Source organism: Azonexus sp. MM2026_4 (assembly GCF_055901855.1).
This window is the reverse complement of record NZ_CM148380.1, coordinates 2,664,950-2,683,042: the sequence shown is the minus strand read 5'-3', so window position 1 is coordinate 2,683,042 and position 18,093 is coordinate 2,664,950. Positions and strand designations below refer to the sequence as shown.

At 67.4% G+C, this 18,093-nt stretch carries 13 protein-coding genes; 8 read left to right on the top strand and 5 right to left on the bottom strand.

From position 1 onward, the window contains the following. Positions 1 to 8: 8 nt before the first annotated feature. The 3 genes from aroE (at position 9) to mgtE (ending at position 3,070) form a co-directional block, all read left to right on the top strand. The gene (gene aroE / locus AC0KWY_RS12590; protein WP_474025839.1) at positions 9 to 833 is read left to right on the top strand and encodes a shikimate dehydrogenase; all 825 of its coding nucleotides are present in this window, start codon (positions 9 to 11) and stop codon (positions 831 to 833) included. Beyond that, complete coding sequence (gene mtgA, locus AC0KWY_RS12585) at positions 830 to 1,525, top strand: monofunctional biosynthetic peptidoglycan transglycosylase (RefSeq protein ID WP_474025838.1); 696 nt, start codon at positions 830 to 832, stop codon at positions 1,523 to 1,525. Before aroE ends, mtgA begins: the two co-directional genes overlap by 4 nt. Before the next feature lie 102 nt (positions 1,526 to 1,627). Continuing rightward, positions 1,628 to 3,070, top strand: a complete 1,443-nt coding sequence (mgtE, locus tag AC0KWY_RS12580) for a magnesium transporter (RefSeq protein ID WP_474025837.1) — start codon at positions 1,628 to 1,630, stop codon at positions 3,068 to 3,070. Between the two features lie 6 nt (positions 3,071 to 3,076). Here the strand turns inward: mgtE and AC0KWY_RS12575 are convergent, their stop codons facing one another. From AC0KWY_RS12575 to thiD, 5 genes are all read right to left on the bottom strand, one after another. Next, entirely contained in the window at positions 3,077 to 5,719 is a 2,643-nt protein-coding gene (locus AC0KWY_RS12575) for a cache domain-containing protein (RefSeq protein WP_474025836.1), read from the bottom strand. Positions 5,720 to 5,928: 209 nt separating this feature from the next. Then, positions 5,929 to 6,267 carry a quaternary ammonium compound efflux SMR transporter SugE gene (sugE, locus tag AC0KWY_RS12570; RefSeq protein ID WP_474025835.1) on the bottom strand — a complete coding sequence of 113 codons (339 nt, stop codon included), beginning with the start codon at positions 6,265 to 6,267 and terminating at the stop codon, positions 5,929 to 5,931. Next, on the bottom strand, positions 6,264 to 7,547 hold the full coding sequence (gene hemL, locus AC0KWY_RS12565) for a glutamate-1-semialdehyde 2,1-aminomutase (protein WP_474025834.1): 1,284 nt from the start codon (positions 7,545 to 7,547) through the stop codon (positions 6,264 to 6,266). The genes sugE and hemL overlap by 4 nt, the downstream gene beginning before the upstream one ends. Before the next feature lies 1 nt (position 7,548). After that, positions 7,549 to 8,178 (bottom strand): thiamine phosphate synthase, encoded by a 630-nt coding sequence (gene thiE, locus AC0KWY_RS12560; protein WP_474025833.1) that lies wholly within the window; start codon positions 8,176 to 8,178, stop codon positions 7,549 to 7,551. Then, a complete protein-coding gene (gene thiD, locus AC0KWY_RS12555) occupies positions 8,165 to 9,010 on the bottom strand; it encodes a bifunctional hydroxymethylpyrimidine kinase/phosphomethylpyrimidine kinase (RefSeq protein ID WP_474025832.1) in 846 nt (281 codons plus the stop codon). Before thiD ends, thiE begins: the two co-directional genes overlap by 14 nt. 218 nt (positions 9,011 to 9,228) lie before the next feature. On the opposite strand from thiD, the gene AC0KWY_RS12550 reads away from it, so the two are divergent. Genes AC0KWY_RS12550 through AC0KWY_RS12530 form a run of 5 tightly spaced genes read left to right on the top strand, consistent with a single transcriptional unit; the run spans position 9,229 to position 18,076 of the window. Further along, positions 9,229 to 9,603, top strand: coding sequence for a response regulator (locus AC0KWY_RS12550; RefSeq protein ID WP_374325082.1), 375 nt, complete (start codon positions 9,229 to 9,231; stop codon positions 9,601 to 9,603). Between the two features lie 14 nt (positions 9,604 to 9,617). Further along, the gene (locus AC0KWY_RS12545) at positions 9,618 to 9,983 is read left to right on the top strand and encodes a response regulator (RefSeq protein ID WP_374325081.1); all 366 of its coding nucleotides are present in this window, start codon (positions 9,618 to 9,620) and stop codon (positions 9,981 to 9,983) included. A gap of 5 nt (positions 9,984 to 9,988) precedes the next feature. Continuing rightward, positions 9,989 to 10,501 (top strand): chemotaxis protein CheW, encoded by a 513-nt coding sequence (locus tag AC0KWY_RS12540; protein ID WP_474025831.1) that lies wholly within the window; start codon positions 9,989 to 9,991, stop codon positions 10,499 to 10,501. Positions 10,502 to 10,541: 40 nt separating this feature from the next. After that, entirely contained in the window at positions 10,542 to 12,653 is a 2,112-nt protein-coding gene (locus AC0KWY_RS12535; protein ID WP_474025830.1) for a methyl-accepting chemotaxis protein, read from the top strand. 17 nt (positions 12,654 to 12,670) lie between these two features. After that, a complete protein-coding gene (locus AC0KWY_RS12530) occupies positions 12,671 to 18,076 on the top strand; it encodes a hybrid sensor histidine kinase/response regulator (RefSeq protein ID WP_474025829.1) in 5,406 nt (1,801 codons plus the stop codon). Positions 18,077 to 18,093 lie beyond the last annotated feature (17 nt).

The following is an 18,093-nucleotide window of genomic DNA, read 5'->3' as shown; positions in this document are numbered from 1 at the left end:
CCCTTCCCATGCCCGACCTTTACGCCGTTTTCGGCAACCCGATCGCCCACTCGAAATCGCCTTTCATTCACGCCGCCTTCGCCGCGCAGACCGGCGCCGACCTGGTTTACCAGGCGCGTCTGGCGCCTGTCGATGACTTTGCCGGCGCCCTGCGCGCCTTCGTCGCCGAGGGCGGGCGCGGTGCCAACGTCACGGTGCCGTTCAAGGAACAAGCGTTCCGCCTGTGCGACGAGCTGACGCCACGGGCGGCGCGGGCCGGCGCGGTCAACACGCTGAGCTTCGCCGATGGTCGCGTAGGTGGCGACAATACCGACGGTGCCGGTCTGGTCGCCGACATCGAGGGCAACCTGGGCGTTGCCCTGGCCGGCAAGCGGGTGCTGCTGCTCGGCGCCGGCGGTGCCGCACGCGGCGTCATCGAGCCGCTGCTGGCGGCAGGTGTCGGCGAGCTGGCGGTCGCCAACCGCAGTGCCGACAAGGCGGTCGCCCTGGCGGCGGCGTTCGCCGATCTGGCGCCGGTCGCCGGCGGCAGTTTCGCCAGCCTGACCGGGCGCCGCTTCGACGTCGTCATCAACGCCACCTCGGCCAGCCTGGCCGGCGACCGCCTGCTCTTGCCGGAAGGACTTTTCGCCACGGGCGCGCTGGCCTACGACATGATGTACGGCAAGGGCGAAACGCCCTTCCTGGCGCAGGCCCGGGAGGCGGGCGCGGCGCAGCGGGCCGACGGTCTCGGCATGCTGGTCGGCCAGGCGGCGGAAGCCTTCGCGGTCTGGCGCGGCGTCCGTCCCGCCAGTGCGCCGGTGTTGCAGGCGCTGCGCGCCCAACTGGCGGCATGAAACGTTTCGGCCGCTGGTTGCGCTGGGGGCTGCTGGCGCCGTTCGCGCTCGCTTTTCTCTGGCTGCTCTGGCTGTTCCTGTGGGTCGTCTATTGGGGGCAGTTCAACCCGGGAACCACCCGCTTCATGGAAATCCGCCTCGCCGAGCTGCGCGAGAAGAACCCGGAAGCCGTGCTGCGTCAGCAGTGGGTGCCCTACGCCAACATCTCGCCGCACCTGAAGCGGGCGATCATCGCCGCCGAGGACGCCAAGTTCGTCGATCACGAAGGCTTCGACTGGGAAGGCATCCAGAAGGCGATGGAAAAGAACCAGAAGAAGGGGCGTTTCGTCGCCGGCGGGTCGACGATCAGCCAGCAACTCGCCAAGAACCTGTTCCTGACGCCGACCAAGTCCTACTTCCGCAAGGCCGAGGAAGCGGTGATCACGCTGATGCTGGAGAACCTGTGGAGCAAGCGCCGCATCTTCGAGGTCTATCTCAACGTGATCGAATGGGGCAATGGCGTCTTCGGCGCCGAAGCGGCGGCCCGCCATTACTTCGCCATCGGTGCCGGCCAGCTCGGCCCGGCGCAGGCGGCACGGCTGGCCGGCATGGTGCCCAATCCGCGCTTCTACGACCGCAATCGCAATGCGCCGGGGCTCGGTCGCAAGACGGCGATCATCCTGGCCCGCATGCCGTCGGCCGAAGTGCCCTGAGTCGTTCGAGAAAGCGCCGGCCTAAGGGAAATCCGCAGCAATTCGGCGGCTGGCCGGCACCATGGCGGTGCTAAAATGGCGCACCTATTGCGGCGCTGCACCATGAGCGAAGAAAACCAGCTGACCGATGCCGAAGACCTGCAGGAGCGCCTCGCCGAGGTGCAGACCCTGCTCGCCCGGCACAAGCTGGTGGAAGATCTGGTGCACCGGCAGGAAGGGCCGCGTCACGACCTGGTCGAAGACATCGTGCACAAGCAGCACCTGTACGAACTCCAGCACAAGCTGGAGCCGATGCACCCGGCCGACGTCGCCTACATCCTCGAAGCGCTGCCGCCCGACGAACGCCTGATCGTCTGGGACCTGGTCAAGGCCGAACACGACGGCGAAATCCTGCTCGAAGTCTCGGATGCGGTCCGCGAAAGCCTGATCGAGTCGATGGCCCGCAACGAGCTGGTCGCCGCCGCCGAAACGCTGGACGCCGACGAGCTCGCCGACCTCGCCCCCGACCTGCCGCAGGGCGTCATCGACGACGTCTTCCGCAGCCTGCCGGCCGAGGAGCGCGAGCACCTGCGGGCGGCGATGTCCTATCCCGAGGAATCGGTCGGCTCGATCATGGACTTCGACATGGTCACCGTGCGCGAAGACGTCACGCTCGAAGTCGTGCTCCGTTATCTGCGTCGTTTCGACGAACTGCCCGACCACACCGATCAGCTTTTCGTCGTCGACCGCGACGAGCACCTGAAGGGCGTGCTGCCGCTGAACATCCTGCTGGTCAACGAAGTCGAGGTTGAGGTCGGCAGCCTGATGCATACCGATTTCGTCGAGTTCGAGCCGGACGACGAGGCCGAGGACGCCGCCAAGGCCTTCGAGCGCTACGACCTGGTGTCGGCGCCGGTGGTCGATGCCGACGGCAAGCTGCTTGGCCGGGTCACCGTCAATGAGGTGGTCGACTTCATCCGCGAGGAAGCCGAGCAGGAACAACTGGCCAACGCCGGTCTGGCCGAGGAGGAAGACATCTTCGCCTCGGTCTGGGATTCGGTGAAGAACCGCTGGGCCTGGCTGGCGGTCAACCTGATCACCGCTTTCGTCGCCTCGCGCGTGATCGGCGCTTTCGAGGATTCGATCGAGAAGCTGGTGGCGCTCGCCGCGCTGATGCCGATCGTCGCCGGCATCGGCGGCAATTCCGGCAACCAGACGATCACCATGATCGTCCGCGCGATCGCCATGGGCCAGGTCCAGCCGGACGCGATGCGCCGGTTGCTGCGCAAGGAGCTCGGCGTCGCCAGCATCAACGGCCTGATCTGGGGCGGCTTGCTCGGCGTCGCCGCCTGGTGGTTGTACGGCAGCTACCAGCTCGGCCTGGTGATGACCGCGGCGATGACCCTCAACCTGTTGCTCGCCGCCTCGGCCGGCGTCGGCATTCCGCTGATGCGGCAGAAGTTCGGTGCCGATCCGGCAATCGGCGGCTCGGTGATGATCACCGCGCTCACCGACTCCGGTGGCTTCTTCATCTTCCTCGGCCTGGCGACGCTGTTCCTGATGTAGCCTCGCTCAGGGGTTCCGGCCAAGCAGGCCGGGCAGCCAGCTACCTTCTTCCGGCAGGGCGCTCATGCCGCTCCGCCTGAGGATGCGGTCTACGCCGAGAACCATCAGGATGCGCCGCTCGTCATCATCGCCGCCCGGCCTGACCAGGCTTTCGATCAAGGAATCGCCCTCGCTCATCAGCGCCGGCAGCGGCTCGATGCGGGCCAGCGGCACCTCGCGCACCGGCGCCAGGCGGTCAACCAGGATGGCGAACATCGCCTGCCGGGTCGGCGAGCGCAGCACCAGGATCTGTCGCCGTCCGGCTGCCGGCGGCCGGCGCCGTTCCTCGTCCGGCTGGCGGGCGCGCAGCATGAGCGCCGGATCGATGACGCCGATCGCCTGTTCGCCGTACATCAGGCAGCCGCACTGACCATCGGGCAGGCCCGGCATCGGTGTCAGGCGGTCGATATCGACCGCCTCGATGACGCAGTCGGCGCGCAGTCCGTACCAGTTGCGACCGACATGGAAACAGGCGATGTCCACGCTTTCGCCGTGGCCATGCCGCCGGTAGGGCGCGGCGCCTGCCGCGCCGGGCTCGGGCAGCATGGCTGGATCGATCACCCGCTCCGAGAGCGGCGTGAAGATCAGCGCCTGCAGCGCTCCCGTCCGTCCGTCGCGGTCGGCCGGGTATTCGCGGTAGCCGGCGCCGGCCGCCGAGCCGACCGCGTAGTAGCGGCCGTCGTAGATGATCACGTTGCTGTAGTGTGCGCCGGGCTCGACATGGAAGAACTCGTTGCCGATCATGAGCGGCGTGCCCGGCGGCAGAGCGTGGTCGGTGCTGGCGATCACATGCCCCTGGCGGTCGGCAAAGACGGCGAAGGCGCCGCCAGCGACCCGGCCGTCGGCGCCGCGCGGCAGCGCATCGTGCAGCATGGCCTGTAACTGCGGCTCGGCGTCGAACACCACGGCAATGCCGCCGACCGGCTCCCGGCTTTGCGGATCGAGCACCGGTGCAGCGAAGACGTAGGTCGGGCGGCCGTCGTAAAGGGCGCTGGCGCGGAACGGAGAAACGACGTAGCGGCCGCTGTCGGTCAGCGCCAGCGTCGGCCGCAGCCAGGGTTCGTCGAGGACGCGGCCGACGCAGTCGTTGTAGGCCGGACTGGAAACCGCGACCACCCGGCCGCCCTGGTCGAACAGGATGAGGTTGGTGTAGACCGTGTAGAGGCTGTTGAGCTGGCGCAGGATCGCGGTCAGCGGCGCCCGTTCCGGCGTTGCGCCCTGCTGGGCGGCGGCCAGCGCGCTGCGGAAGCGGCCGGTCAGCGCCCACCAGCGGCAATCGTTGGCCCGTTCGTAGAGATTGCGCTCCAGGATGTCGATGGCCATCGCCGCATGCGCCGAAGCGTCGAACAGCGCCGACGACACTACCGTCTTGTACAGGTTGTTGATCGATTCGCCGAATACCGCCCGCGTCCGCACGCCGGTATTGCCGATCTCGCCGAGCAGGACCTTGGCGAAGCTGCCGCTTTGCGCCGCTTCCGGTTCCCGCGCCAGCCAGACGTGGCCGTTCCACACCGCCCGGTTGAGGTCGTTTTCGATCCGCGCCGCCTCGCGCGGGACGCGGCGCAGTTCGGAAGAGAGCAAGGTGGTCGTTTCCAGCACGCAAGCCAGGAAATCCTCCGCCACCGCCGCCAGCTCATGGGCCTCGGAGAGGTCGAAAGCATGTTCCAGCGGTGCCAACGCCAGCCCGTGCCAGCCCGGGCCGGCATAGCCCTGGTAAGCCTGGGCCGGGCGGCCGCAGGCGAGGTATTCGCGGCCGGCGAAGCGGGCGATGCGGGGAGCGCCGTCGGCGCACACGGCAAGCCGGGCACCGGCGGGAAATTGCCAGGGATCGCTGCTGGCCAGGATGCGCCCATCGTCGTCGACCAGGGTGATCACCCGCCAGTCGTCGCCGCTCAGCAGGTTGGCGAAGATCCGTTCGCATTCGTCCTGGAAGCGGAAGCACAGGCAGAGGACGCCGAGCGGCGTGCCGTCGTCACCGACCACCCGGCTGGCGTAGAGGAGCGGGCTGGTTTCGTCGGGCAGCAGGTCGGTACGGCGGAAGACCTCGAGGTAGGGGCGTTCGCCGCTCAGCGCGGCGGCGACGAAGGCATCGTTCGTCCGCCGGCATGGGTTGCCGGCATCGAGGCGCGCGAGGACGTCGCCTTGCGGGGAAAGCAGGACGACGTCGTGATACACGGTGTATTTATCGACGTAATCGGCAAAGCGTTCCCGCAGCCGCTCCCGGGCGGCCTCGTCGGCAGCGGCGCCCGCCGTCTGCGCGAAGGCGACGATCTCGGCATCGGTGGCCAGGAAACCAATATCGGCGGTGCGCTCGTAGAGGTTGCGCACCATGACGTCGATCGCGGCGCGGGCCGAGGATTCGAGGCCGAGCACCGCCTTGCGGAAATGTTCGTCGGCGAGTTGCGCGAGCAGGCTGTCGGCCAGTTCGCCGAAAGCCTGGCGCATCGCCGAGATGTCGGTGCCGGCGCACAGCAATTGGCCGAGCAAGGCCAGGTTGTCGTAGGCCGACTGGATCTCGGCCAGGCGTTTGGCGTCCGGCCGCAGCCCGCGCATGTACTCGCGCAATTCCCCGGCCCGGGCGGGCAGTGGCTTGGCTTGCTGTTTTTTCATGGTTCCCTTTCTGCTGTTCTACCGTGGCGCACCACGCAGGCGCGACCTGGCGGGTTCAGCAAGAAGGGTGCCGGGCGGGAAATGCACGAAAACGGTGAAAAGCGCCGCCTGGCAATCGCCTTTGCAGGCGCCCGGATGAGGCATCAGCACCAGAATGGTGCTTGTCCGGGCTTCGTCGGCCGCGTTGCGCCGGCTGGCGCGGCGGCGATCTAGTGCGGGTCCGGCGTCAGCAGTTTGAGACCGACGATGCCGGCGACGATCAGTGCGATGCTGGCCAGGCGCAGCGCCTCGCGCGATTCGCCAAAGAGGATCATGCCGCAGAGCGCGGTGCCGACCGCGCCGATGCCGGTCCACACCGCGTAGGCGGTACCCAGCGGCAGGACGCGCAGCGACCAGCCGAGCAGGACGACGCTAGCCACCATCAGGCCGACCGTCCACACGCTCGGCCAAAGCCGGGAAAACCCCTCGGTGTATTTCAGCCCGACCGCCCAGCCGACCTCGCAGAGGCCGGCGAAGAAGAGGACGATCCAGGCGGCGCCGGCGTTCATGATTGCTGCGCGAACCAGGCGTCGGCGGCGGCGACGGTCGCCGCGATCTCGGCGTCGCTGTGCGCGGCCGAGACGAAACCGGCCTCGAAGGCTGACGGCGCGAAGTAGTGGCCGGCGGCGATCATGGCGTGGAAGAAGCGGTTGAAGGCTTCCTTGTCGCAGGCCAGCACTTCGTCGTAGCTGCCCGGGCAGCGCTCGGCGAAGTAGAGGCCGAACATGCCGCCGACGTTCTGGGCGGCGAAGGCGACGCCGTGTTTCCTGGCGGCGGCGACCAGGCCGTCGCACAGCGCCTTGGTTTTCGCCGTCAGCGCCGCGTGGAAGCCCGGCGCCTGGATCAGCTTCAGCGTCGCCAGGCCGGCGGCGGTGGCGATCGGGTTGCCGGATAGCGTGCCGGCCTGGTAGACCGGGCCGAGCGGGGCGATCTTTTCCATGATCTCGCGGCGGCCGCCGAAGGCGCCCAGCGGCATGCCGCCGCCGACCACCTTGCCGAAGGTGGACAGGTCCGGGGTGATGCCGAACAGGCCCTGCGCGCACTTCAGGTCGACGCGGAAGCCGGTCATCACTTCGTCGAAAATGAGCACGGCGCCGTACTGCGCGGTCAGTTCGCGCAGTGCTTTGAGGAACTCCGGGGTCGGCGCGATCAGGTTCATGTTGCCGACCACCGGCTCGAGGATGACGGCGGCAATTTTGTCGCCGTGCGCCTTGAACGCTTCGGCCAGACCTTGCGGGTCGTTATAGGTCAATACCATGGTCGTTTCGACGGTGCCGGCGGGGACGCCGCCCGACGACGGATTGCCGAAGGTGAGCAGGCCGGAGCCGGCCTTGACCAGCAGGTGGTCGGCGTGGCCGTGGTAGCAGCCCTCGAACTTGACCAGGATGTCGCGGCCGGTGAAACCGCGCGCCAGGCGGATTGCGCTCATCGTCGCCTCGGTGCCGGACGAAACCAGGCGGACCATGTCGAGCGACGGCACCATTTCACACAGCAGGTCGGCGATGTCGACTTCGCGCTCGGTCGGCGCGCCGAAGGACAGGCCGTCGACGACGGCTTCCTGGACGGCGGCGATGACTTCCGGGTGGGCGTGGCCGAGGATCATCGGGCCCCAGGAGCCGACGTAGTCGGTGTACCACTTGCCGTCGGCGTCCTGCACCTGGCTGCCAACGCCTTTCTGGAAGAACAGCGGCGTGCCGCCGACCGAGCGGAAGGCGCGCACCGGCGAATTGACGCCGCCGGGGATGTGTTTCTGGGCACGGGCAAAGAGTTCTTCGTTACGCGAGGTCATGTCAGGCTTTCTCGAAAAGTCGTTGGTATTGGGCGGCGCGGGCGGCGATGTCCGGCGCCGAGAAGAGGTCGGTGATGACGGCCAGCAGGTCGACGCCGGCGTCAAGCAGCGGCGCCGCGTTGGTGGCGGTGATGCCGCCGATGGCGCAGACGGCGATCGGTAGCTCGGCGCGCGCCCGGGCATAGAGTTCGCGCGGGGCGCGGACGGCGTCCGGCTTGGTGGGCGACGGGAAGGCGGTGCCGAAGGCGACGTAGTCGACACCCGCCGCAGCGGCGGCGCGGGCACGCTCGAGGTCGGCATAGCAGGAGGCGCCAAGCAGTCGTTGCGGGCCGAGGATGGCGCGGGCGACACGCAGGTCGCCGTCGTCCGCGCCGAGGTGCAGGCCGTCGGCATCGACCAGTTGGCAGAGGGCGAGGTCGTCGTTGATGATCAGTCGGGCGCCGTGCTCGCGGGTCAGCCGGCGCAGGGCGTGGGCGCGGGCGAGACGTTCCGGCATCGGGCTCGTCTTGTCGCGCAGTTGGACGATGCGGCAGCCGCCGGCCAGCGCGGCGGCGACGCCAGCGAGCAGGGGCTGCCGCGGCAGATCGTCGGGGGTGACCGCGTACAGGCCGCGCAGTTCAGCTTGCGGCATCGGCGGTTTCCTTGTTGTCGTCTTCCCGGGCCCAGAACAGGCGGTCCGGGATGAACTGGCCCATGCCGCCGCGGAAACCGTGGCGGAGCGCCTGCCAGGTGTAGTCCTGGGCATCGCGCACCGCTTCTTCGACGCTGGCGCCGCCGGCCAGGCAGCCGGCAATCGCCGAGGCCAGCGTGCAGCCCGAACCGTGATAGCTGCCGGGCAGGCGTTCCCAGCGATCGTGGCGGATCACGCCGTCCGGGCCGTAGAGGGTGTTGATCACCTCCGGCGTGCTTTCGTGGGTGCCGGTGATCAGCACGTACTGCGCGCCCATTTCGATCAGCCGGGCGGCGCAGACGTCGAGCGCCGGCTCGTTCTCGTCTTCGTCGCTTTCGGCGAGGCGGCGTGCCTCGGGCGCGTTGGGGGTGATGATCGTCGTCTGCGGCAGCAGCATCTCGCGCATGGCGGCGATGATCTCCTCGCCGGACAGGGAATCGCCGCGGCCCGAGGCGAGCACCGGATCGAAGACGAGCGGGATCTCCGGGTAGTCGCCGACGATCTCGGCAATCGCCAGCACGTTCTCGACGCTGCCGATCAGGCCGATCTTGAAGGCGGCCACCGGCATGTCCTCAAGCACAGTGCGCGCCTGCTGTTCGAGCAGTTCGGCAGCGACCGGCTGCATCGAGACGACACCCGAGGTGTCCTGCACGGTGAGCGCGGTGAGCGCGCTCAGCGGGTGGCAACCGAGGCTGGCCAGAGTCAGCAGGTCGGCCTGGATGCCGGCACCGCCGGTCGGGTCGCTGGCGGCGAAAACGAGAACTTGCGGCAGATTGGCGGAAACAATGGGCATGGGCGGGTGTGGCGCGGATGTCCCGGCGCGGGCGGTAAAGCGCGATTTTATCCGAATACGCTGTACTGCCGCGGGATTCTGGGCTTATGCTTGGCGACTTCCGGTTGGCGATTGTTATCCGTTCCGTAGTAATATGTTCGCCATATGCTAAGTGCGCCAAGAGACACTCGGGGAGCTGGGAATTGACTGATTTATCGAGACTGCGCGGTATCCGTGTCATGGTCATCGACGACAGCAACACGATACGCCGCAGTGCCGAGATTTTTCTCGTCCAGGCCGGTTGCCAGGTCGTTCTTGCCGAAGACGGCTTCGACGCCCTGGCCAAGATCGCCGATCATCAACCTGCGGTCATCTTCTGCGACATCATGATGCCGCGTCTGGACGGTTATCAGACCTGCGCGCTGATCAAGAAGAATCCCCGTTTCAAGGCAACGCCGGTGATCATGCTGTCCTCCAAGGATGGCCTGTTCGACCGGGCGCGCGGTCGCATGGTCGGTTCCGACCAATATCTCACCAAGCCATTCACCAAGGATAGCCTGCTGCAGACTGTCGCCAGTTTCGCGCTGCCGGCCGAACCGGAAATCAAACCGTAGTCCAGGGAGCAACAATGCCCGTGAAGAACATTCTCGTTGTCGACGACTCTCCGACAGAGCGTTTTTTCGCCGTCGACCTGCTGACCAGAGCGGGTTATCTGGTGGCCACCGCTGAAAACGGCGAAGAAGGGATCGCCAAGGCCAAGGCGACCAAGCCCGACCTGATCCTGATGGATGTCGTGATGCCCGGCCTCAATGGCTACCAGGCGACGCGCACGCTGACCCGCGACGAGGAAACCAAGCACATCCCGATCATCGTCTGCACCTCGAAGGGGCAGGAAACCGACAAGATCTGGGGGTTGCGTCAGGGAGCGGTGGATTATCTGGTCAAGCCGCTCAACCCGGAAGAGCTTCTGCAACGCATCGCCGCGCTGCCGTAAGCGATATGGCCCGCAAGAGCAGTCTGCGCGATTTCCAGACCTACCTGGCCGGTCGCCTCAGCGACGCGGCGCAGGGTCATGGTGGCGCTTCCTGGCTGGGGCTTGAAATCGGCGACGACGGGTGGTTGATCGATCTCGCCGACGGCGGGGAAATCGTCCAGGCGCCGCAACTGGCCGGCGTGCCGCTGGTCCGGCCGTGGTTTTCCGGGATCGCCAACGTGCGCGGCAACCTTTACGCGGTGACCGATTTTGCCGCTTTCCTCGGTGCCCGGCCGACGCCGAGGAATGCCAATGCCCGGCTGCTGCTGGTTGGCGTCCGTCATGGCTCGAACGCGGCGCTGCTGGTGCCGCGCATGCTGGGCCTGAAGAAGCCGGAAAATTTTACCGAACAGGCTGCCGACGAAGCGTTCCCGGCATGGGGGCGGCGACGCTACGTCGATGAAGAAGGGCGCCTGTGGCGCAAGTTATCGGTGCGCGAGCTGCTTGCCGATCCGGATTTCATGAATATCGGACTATGAAAAGGGGTCCCGCCGGGGCGGGGTCGAGTGGAGGTAAGACATGGCTTTAGGCTTCAAACTCCCGAAAATCGGGTCATCCAGGAAAAACGAGGCGCCGCTGACGGTGACTGGCGACGAACCGCCGGGCAAGCCTTCGCGGGCGGCTGCCGCGCCGGCGCTGCTGGCTGGCAAGTCGGCCAACCAGCAGATGAAGGTGCTGGGCGGGGTGTTCGTGCTGATCCTCGTGCTGGCAGCCATTCTCGTTGCCCGCGATGGTCGGGATTCCTCCAATACCACCGCCTATGTTTCCGCCGCCGGTGAAATGCGCATGCACTCGCAGCGTTTGGCCAAGGCCTCGTCGCTGGCGCTGCAGGGGAACTCGGCGGCCTTCGCGCAATTGCGCGAATCGCGGTTGACCTTCAACGACCTGATCCAGAAGCTCGCCGCTGGCGGCGAAATCGGACTGGTCAGCGTGCCGCCGTCGCCGGATTCGGTCCAGGCGCAGCTCGATGCCTTGAACCAGCGTTGGGCGCAGGTCGACAAGGATGCGGCGAGCGTGCTCGGTCAGGAGAAACAGCTGATCGAGCTGGGCAAGAGTGTCGCCCTGATCGACAGCAAGAACCCCGCCCTGCTGGAACTGGCGGAAAGCGTCGCCGCCGCCAAGCTGCAAGGCGGTGTGGCGCGCGAGATCGGCGCCGCCAACCACCTGGTGGTGCTGACCCAGCGCATCGCCAAGAATGCGTCGGCGCTGCTGGTCGGCGCCGAAATCAATCCGCAGGTCGCCTTCGCACTGGGCAAGGATGCCAAGAGCTTCCACGAGTTGCTGCAGATGCTCGGCCGCGGCGGCGATGCCGGCAAGGTCGAGGCACTGGAAGCCGCCTTCAAGGATTACGACGTGGCGATCAGCGGCATCCTCGCCAACATGCAGCCGCTGGTGCTGTCCAAGCAGGCCGGTTCGCGCATTTTCCGCGACAGCGAGGAATTGCTGGCGGCGACCGATGCGCTGGCCCAGGGCTACCAGGAATCGCGCGGCAGCAAGCTGTTGTTCATCCTCTTCATGTTCATTCTGGTTGGCGCCGCGCTGGCCGTGCTGGTGATGCTGGTGCGCGTCTATCTGGAAGATGCGAAGCGCCGGACCCAGGAAGTCGATAAGCAGCGCCAGGTGTCCGAACATACCAACCGCGAGAATCAGGAAGCTATCCTGCGCCTGATGAACGAACTGGGGGACCTCGCCGACGGCGACCTGACGGTGACGGCGACGGTGTCCGAGAACATCACCGGCGCCATCGCCGACTCGATCAACTACACCATTGAAGAACTGCGCGTGCTGGTCGGCCGCATCAACGATGCGGCGAACCGAGTCACCGCGGCAACCGAGATTGCCCGCCGCACGTCGGCCGAACTGCTCGACGCGGCGGGACGTCAGTCGAGCGAAATTCAGGAAGCCGGCCAGTCGGCGCTGGACATGGCGCGCTCGATGAACGAAGTGTCGGGCAACGCCGCGCAGTCGGCCCAGGTTGCGAACCAGTCGCTGTCGGCAGCGGAAAAGGGCACGCAGGCGGTGCAGGACTCGATCAAGGGCATGAACGAAATCCGCAACCAGATCCAGGAAACCTCGAAGCGGATCAAGCGCCTTGGCGAAAGCTCGCAGGAAATCGGCGAAATCGTCGAACTGATTTCCGACATTACCGAGCAGACCAACGTGCTGGCGTTGAACGCCGCCATCCAGGCCGCTTCCGCCGGCGATGCCGGGCGCGGCTTCACGGTGGTTGCCGAGGAAGTGCAGCGACTGGCCGAACGCTCCGGCGAGGCGACCAAGCAGATCGCGGCGATCGTCAAGACGATTCAGACCGATACCCAGGACGCGGTTTCCGCGATGGAGCAATCGACCCAGGGCGTGGTCGAGGGGGCCAAGCTGTCCGACGCCGCCGGTCAGGCGCTGGCCGAAATCGGCCAGGTGTCGCGCAATCTGGCCGAACTGATCGAGGGTATTTCCAGTTCCACGCAGAGCCAGGCCGATTCTGCGACCAACGTGGCCCGCTTGATGCAGGACATCCTGCGCGTCAACGAGCAAACCACGGCAGGTACCCAGCGGACCGCCGAGGCGGTGGATGAACTGTCGGCACTGGCTTCCGAACTCAAGGGTTCGGTCGCTGGCTTCAAGGTCGACTGACCGGCGAACGAGAGAGCATGAACGCGGCAACGGAATTCGATTTGGGCCCGCTGACGTGGGTCAAGGGCGAGATCGACCAGGCGCTCGGACGCGCCGACGAAGCGCTGGGCCTGTTCGCCGACAATGGCGACCGGACGCAGCTTAAGTTCTGTCGCACCCATGTCCACCAGGTTCATGGCGCGCTCGACATCGTCGGTCTCAACGGCATCACCGAACTCACCGAGTCGCTCGAGGAAGTCCTCAAGGCGCTCGAGGAAGACCGCCTGGCGGCCGGCGCCGCCGCCCTGCCGGTGGTCCGCGAAGCGATCGCCGCCCTGCGCCAGTACCTCGACGACCTGATGGCCGGCGAACCGCACCAGCCTTTGCGCATGTTGCCGGTGTGCAGCCGGCTGGCCGAACTGCGCGGTTTGCCGCCGGTGCACCCGGGCGATCTCTTCTACCCCGACCTCAGCCTGCGTCCGCCGCGTTCCGGCGTGGTGCCGCCGGTCCTGCCGCCGGAACAGATGCAGGCCGTGCTGCGCAAGCAGCGCATGCGTTTCCAGAAGGGCCTGCTCAAGTGGCTGACCAGCCCCGAACAGCGCGCCAGCGGCAAGGAGGCAATGGCCGAGGCGCTGGCCGCCATCGAGGCGCTGCAGCCGACGCCCGGTGCCCGTTCGTTCTGGTGGGTGTCGCAGGCCTTCCTCGAAGCGCTCGACGATCCCGAGGTTTCCGCCGACCAGCTGGCGCGTCAGCTATGCGCCCGCATCGACCTGCAGATCCGCCGCCTGCTCGAAGGCTCCGGCAACCTCGCCGAGCGGGTGATGCGCGAGGCGCTGTACTACGTCGCCCGCACCCCGGCCACGCCCGATTCGCTGGTCGCCCAGGCGCAGCAGATCTATGCCCTGCCGGCGCAACTGCCCAGTCTGGCCGCGGTGCAGACCCTGCCCAAATCCCAGGAACAGGCCCTGCGTCAACTGCGCGAACTGCTTGCCGGCGTCGAGGAGGTCTGGAACAAGTACTGCGCCGGCAGCCCGGCCAGCCTGAACACCTTCTGCGACCAGGCGCGCGCCTGCGCCCAGGTCACCGGCGACCTCGGCCACACCGATCTCAAGCGGCTCGGTCAGGCGCTGGCGGCGATCGCTGGCTGGCTCCAGGAAGACGCCAAGCGTTTCAGCGACGGCGTCGCCATGGAAGTGGCGACGACCATCCTGCTGCTGCAGAACGCCCACGAGAATTTCCGCCATCTCGGCAACGATTTCGCCCAGCAGGTCGATCTCATGGTCGATCGCATCCATGCCTGCATTGCCGGACGGCCGGCGGCGGGCGGCGATCTGCCGCTGCTCGACGAGATGACCCGGCGCGCCCAGGAAAAGCTGCTGATCGCCCAGGTCGGGCGCGAGATCCAGAGCAACCTGGCGCAGATCGAACAGACGCTCGACGCCTTTTTCCGGGCGCCGACCAAGGGCTTTTCGATGGCCCAGGTCGAAGGCCCGCTCAAGCAGGTCAGCGGCGCCTTGGCAATGCTCGGCCACTTTCCGGCGGTCAGCAGCCTCAAGAACATCATCGCTCATATCGAGACCTTCGCCGCCGCCGATTATCAAGCGCAGGAAAGCGACTTCCAGCGCGTCGCCGACGAACTCTCGGTGCTCGGCTTCTTCGTCGATGCCCTGCAGCACGGCGAAAGCAGTTTCGACGCCTTTGTCCGTCGCCTGAACGGCGAGACCGTCGTCGTCGCCGAGGAGGCGCCGACGCCGAGCGTCGAGGCCGAAGTTGCCGCCCAGACCCGGCAGGCCCGGGCGCTCGCCGAAGCCCTGCGCGAAGCACCGGACGATCGCCGGCTGCAGGACGAGCTGAAGCAGAACCTGGAAAGCCTGCAGAAAGATGCCGACCTCGTCGCTGACCGCGAACTCGGCGAATCGACGAAGGCGGCACTGGCCGCGCTGGAATCCGGCGAAGCCGTCGCCGCGCTGGCCGGTCTGCTGACGCCGCAGGTCGAAGCGCCGCAGCCGTCGGCCGAGACCCTGCTGCTCGCCGAGTCCAGCCACGAGGAAATCGACGCCGAGCTGCTCGCCATCTTCATCGAGGAAGGTCATGAGGTGCTGGCCGAGATGGCGACGCAGAAAGCAGCGCTGGCCGTCGATCCGCTCGACCGCGAAGCGCTGACGACGATCCGTCGCTGCACGCACACGCTCAAAGGCTCCGGCCGCATGGTCGGGCTGACCGATTTCGGCGAAACCGCCTGGGCCGTCGAGCAGACGCTCAACCTCTGGTTGCGCCAGGACATGGCGGTGACCCCGGAACTGCTGGCGCTGATCGACGAGGAACAGCGCGTGTTCGCAATCTGGATCGAGCATCTGGCGCAAGGCAGCGGGATGGCGCCCGACCCCTCGGGACTGGTGGCGCAAGCTGTTGCCCTGCGTGGCGGCACGGTCAACGCCCTGCCGGCGGTGCCGGCTGCCGCAGCGCCCGTCGAGCCGCCGCCGGCGCCTGTCGAACCGGCACCGGCCGAGCCGGGGGTAGCGCCGGCAGCGCCGGCTGAGCCGGTTGGCGAGCCGCTGCTCGACGCTTTCGAAATCGATTTGCCCGAAGCCAGCGACATCGCCGAGGAACTGGCCGAAGCGGAAGCCGAAGTGATCAGCGCCGCTGCCGCGGCGCCGGCGACCGACAGTGCGCAGACGCTCTACGAGATTTTCCGGACCGAAGCGCAAGGCCACCTGCAGTCGCTGGCCGAATCCTTTGCCGTGCTCGAAGCTGAACCGGCGACGCCGACCAATTCCGAAATGACGCGGGCGGCCCACACGCTGGGCGGCATCGCCGCCATCGTCGGTCTGAAGCCGCTCAATCACCTGTCGATCGCCCTCGAACACGCCTTGCTGCGCCGCGATGCCGCGCTCCAGCCGGACAGCCTGGAAGGCCTGGAAGCGATGCGCCAGGCGATCCTGATGCTGCACGAAATGTACGCCGGGCTGGCCGAAGAACGGGCGCCGGTGGAACAGCCGGCGCTGGTAGCAGCGCTTGAGGACAGTTACCCGCCGGCCCCGGCCTCGGAAGTCGACAGCAGCGGCGGTCGGGTCATCCCGCTACCCGGCCTGGCCGGCGAATTCACCCTCGACCGTCCGGTCGAAGCCGCACCGCCACCACCGGCGGAGCCGGTTCGCCAACTGGTCGACGAGCTCGACGAACAATTGCTGCCGATCTTCCTCGAGGAAGCCGCCGACCAGGTTCGCGAGCTGACCGAACAACTGCGCGCCTGGCGTGCGGCACCCGGCGACGGTGCGCCGCCGCAGGCGATCGCCCGTCTGCTGCATACCTTCAAGGGCAATTCGCGGATGGCCGGGGCGATGAACCTAGGCGAAGCCACCCACCTGCTGGAAACCCGTGTCCAGGACGCGCTCCGGGCCGGTACGGCAAGCCCGCAACTGATCGACGAGATCGAGGCGGGTTGCGATGCGCTGGCGCTGGCCGCCGACGAATTGCGCAACGGGCCGGCGCCGGCTGTCGAAGCGGCGCCCGCTGTCGCCACCCCGGCCATGACCACGCCCGCCACCCCGCTCGCGCCGGTCGTTCCGACCCCGCCGGCGGCGGATGCCGAAAGCGAAGGCGAGAGCGGTGGCCAGCGAGCGATGCTGCGGGTCCGTGCCGACCTCGTCGACCGCCTGGTCAACGAAGCCGGCGAACTGTCGATCGCCCGGGCGCGGATCGAAGGCGAAATGCGCAGCCTGAAAACCTCGCTGCTCGACCTCACGGAAAACGTCATCCGCCTGCGCCGCCAGTTGCGCGAGATCGAAATCCAGGCGGAAACCCAGATCCAGGCGCGGGTTGCCCAGGCGCACGACGGCCAGGCCGATTTCGACCCGCTCGAACTCGACCGCTTCACCCGCTTCCAGGAACTGACCCGCTTCATGGCCGAGTCGGTCAATGACGTGGCGACGGTGCAGCAGAACCTGTTCAAGAACCTCGACGACGCCAACGCGGCGATCCTCGCCCAGGCGCGCCTCAACCGCGGTCTGCAGCAGGAACTGATGGGCGTGCGCATGCTGCCCTTCTCCAGCCAGGCCGAGCGTCTCTACCGCATCGTCCGGCAAACCGCCAAGGAAGTCGGCAAGCGCGCCAACTTCGACATCGTCGGCGGTCAGGTTGAAATCGACCGTTCGGTGCTGGAAAAGATGATGGCGCCGATCGAGCACATGCTGCGCAACTCGGTGACCCATGGCGTCGAGACGCGCGAGCAGCGCGCCGCGGCAGGCAAGCCGGAAACCGGCGAAGTGACGCTGAAGCTGGCCCAGGAAGCCAACGAAATCGTCCTCAGCCTCAGCGACGACGGCCGCGGTCTCGACCGCCAGCGCATCCGCGCCCGCGCCGAGGCCATGGGCCTGCTGCAGCCGGGCCAGGAAGTCGCCGATGGCGCCCTGCTCGACTTCATCTTCCGGCCGGGTTTCTCGACCGCCACCGAAGTGACCCAGGTCGCCGGTCGCGGCGTCGGCATGGACGTGGTCAGGAATGCCGTGATCGAACTCGGCGGGCGTATCGAAATCGTCTCCGAAGCCGGTCGCGGCAGCACCTTCCGGCTTTACCTGCCGCTCACCCTGGCCGTCACCCAGACCCTGCTGGTCCGCGCCGGCAGCACCGTGTATGCGGTGCCCTCGACGATGATCGAGCAGGTGCTCGAGGTCAAGGAAAAGGGCCTGGCCGAAATCCGCGACGCCGGTGCTGCCGACTGGCAGGGACATCGTTACCCCTTCCATTTCCTGCCCTGCTTGCTGGGCGACGCCGGAGCCCTGCCGGAAACCCGCCGCCGCTACTGGATCCTGCTGCTGCGCGCCGGTTCGCAACGGATCGCCCTGCTCGTCGATGAACTGCAGGGCAACCAGGAAGTCGTCGTCAAGAACATCGGTAGCCAGCTCGCCCGCGTCGCCGGCATCGCCGGTGCCACCGTGCTCGGCGACGGCCGCGTCGTGCTGATCCTCAACCCGGTGGCGCTCGCCGCCCGGGCGCCGCAGATCGCGCTGGCCGAGGTCGCCAGTCCGGCCGCCGCCTCGGCGCCGGCCCCGCTGCCGGTCGCCGCGCCGCACCTGCCGACGGTGATGGTGGTCGACGACTCGCTGACCGTGCGCAAGATCACCAGCCGCCTGCTGCTGCGCGAAGGCTACCAGGTGGTGGTCGCCAAGGACGGCGTCGATGCGCTCGAACAACTGATCGACACGTTGCCCGACGTCATCCTCTCCGACATCGAGATGCCGCGCATGGACGGTTTCGACTTCGTCCGCAACCTGCGTGCCGACGAGCGCCTGCGCGAGATCCCGGTGATCATGATCACCTCGCGCACCGCCGACAAGCACCGCAATTACGCGCTCGAGATCGGCGCCAACCACTACCTCGGCAAGCCCTACGACGAAGACGCGCTGCTCGGTCTGCTCGCCGGCTACTGCGGGAAATCCGCGTAAAACGACGGTCGATCGCG

Coding starts and splice junctions, on each gene's coding strand:
- thiD (WP_474025832.1), bottom strand. CDS start 9,010: ATGCCCATTGTTTCCGCCAATCTGCCGCAAGTTCTCGTTTTCGCCGCC.
- AC0KWY_RS12550 (WP_374325082.1), top strand. CDS start 9,229: ATGGTCATCGACGACAGCAACACGATACGCCGCAGTGCCGAGATTTTT.
- aroE (WP_474025839.1), top strand. CDS start 9: ATGCCCGACCTTTACGCCGTTTTCGGCAACCCGATCGCCCACTCGAAA.
- mtgA (WP_474025838.1), top strand. CDS start 830: ATGAAACGTTTCGGCCGCTGGTTGCGCTGGGGGCTGCTGGCGCCGTTC.
- AC0KWY_RS12540 (WP_474025831.1), top strand. CDS start 9,989: ATGGCCCGCAAGAGCAGTCTGCGCGATTTCCAGACCTACCTGGCCGGT.
- AC0KWY_RS12575 (WP_474025836.1), bottom strand. CDS start 5,719: ATGAAAAAACAGCAAGCCAAGCCACTGCCCGCCCGGGCCGGGGAATTG.
- thiE (WP_474025833.1), bottom strand. CDS start 8,178: ATGCCGCAAGCTGAACTGCGCGGCCTGTACGCGGTCACCCCCGACGAT.
- sugE (WP_474025835.1), bottom strand. CDS start 6,267: ATGAACGCCGGCGCCGCCTGGATCGTCCTCTTCTTCGCCGGCCTCTGC.
- AC0KWY_RS12535 (WP_474025830.1), top strand. CDS start 10,542: ATGGCTTTAGGCTTCAAACTCCCGAAAATCGGGTCATCCAGGAAAAAC.
- mgtE (WP_474025837.1), top strand. CDS start 1,628: ATGAGCGAAGAAAACCAGCTGACCGATGCCGAAGACCTGCAGGAGCGC.
- hemL (WP_474025834.1), bottom strand. CDS start 7,547: ATGACCTCGCGTAACGAAGAACTCTTTGCCCGTGCCCAGAAACACATC.
- AC0KWY_RS12530 (WP_474025829.1), top strand. CDS start 12,671: ATGAACGCGGCAACGGAATTCGATTTGGGCCCGCTGACGTGGGTCAAG.
- AC0KWY_RS12545 (WP_374325081.1), top strand. CDS start 9,618: ATGCCCGTGAAGAACATTCTCGTTGTCGACGACTCTCCGACAGAGCGT.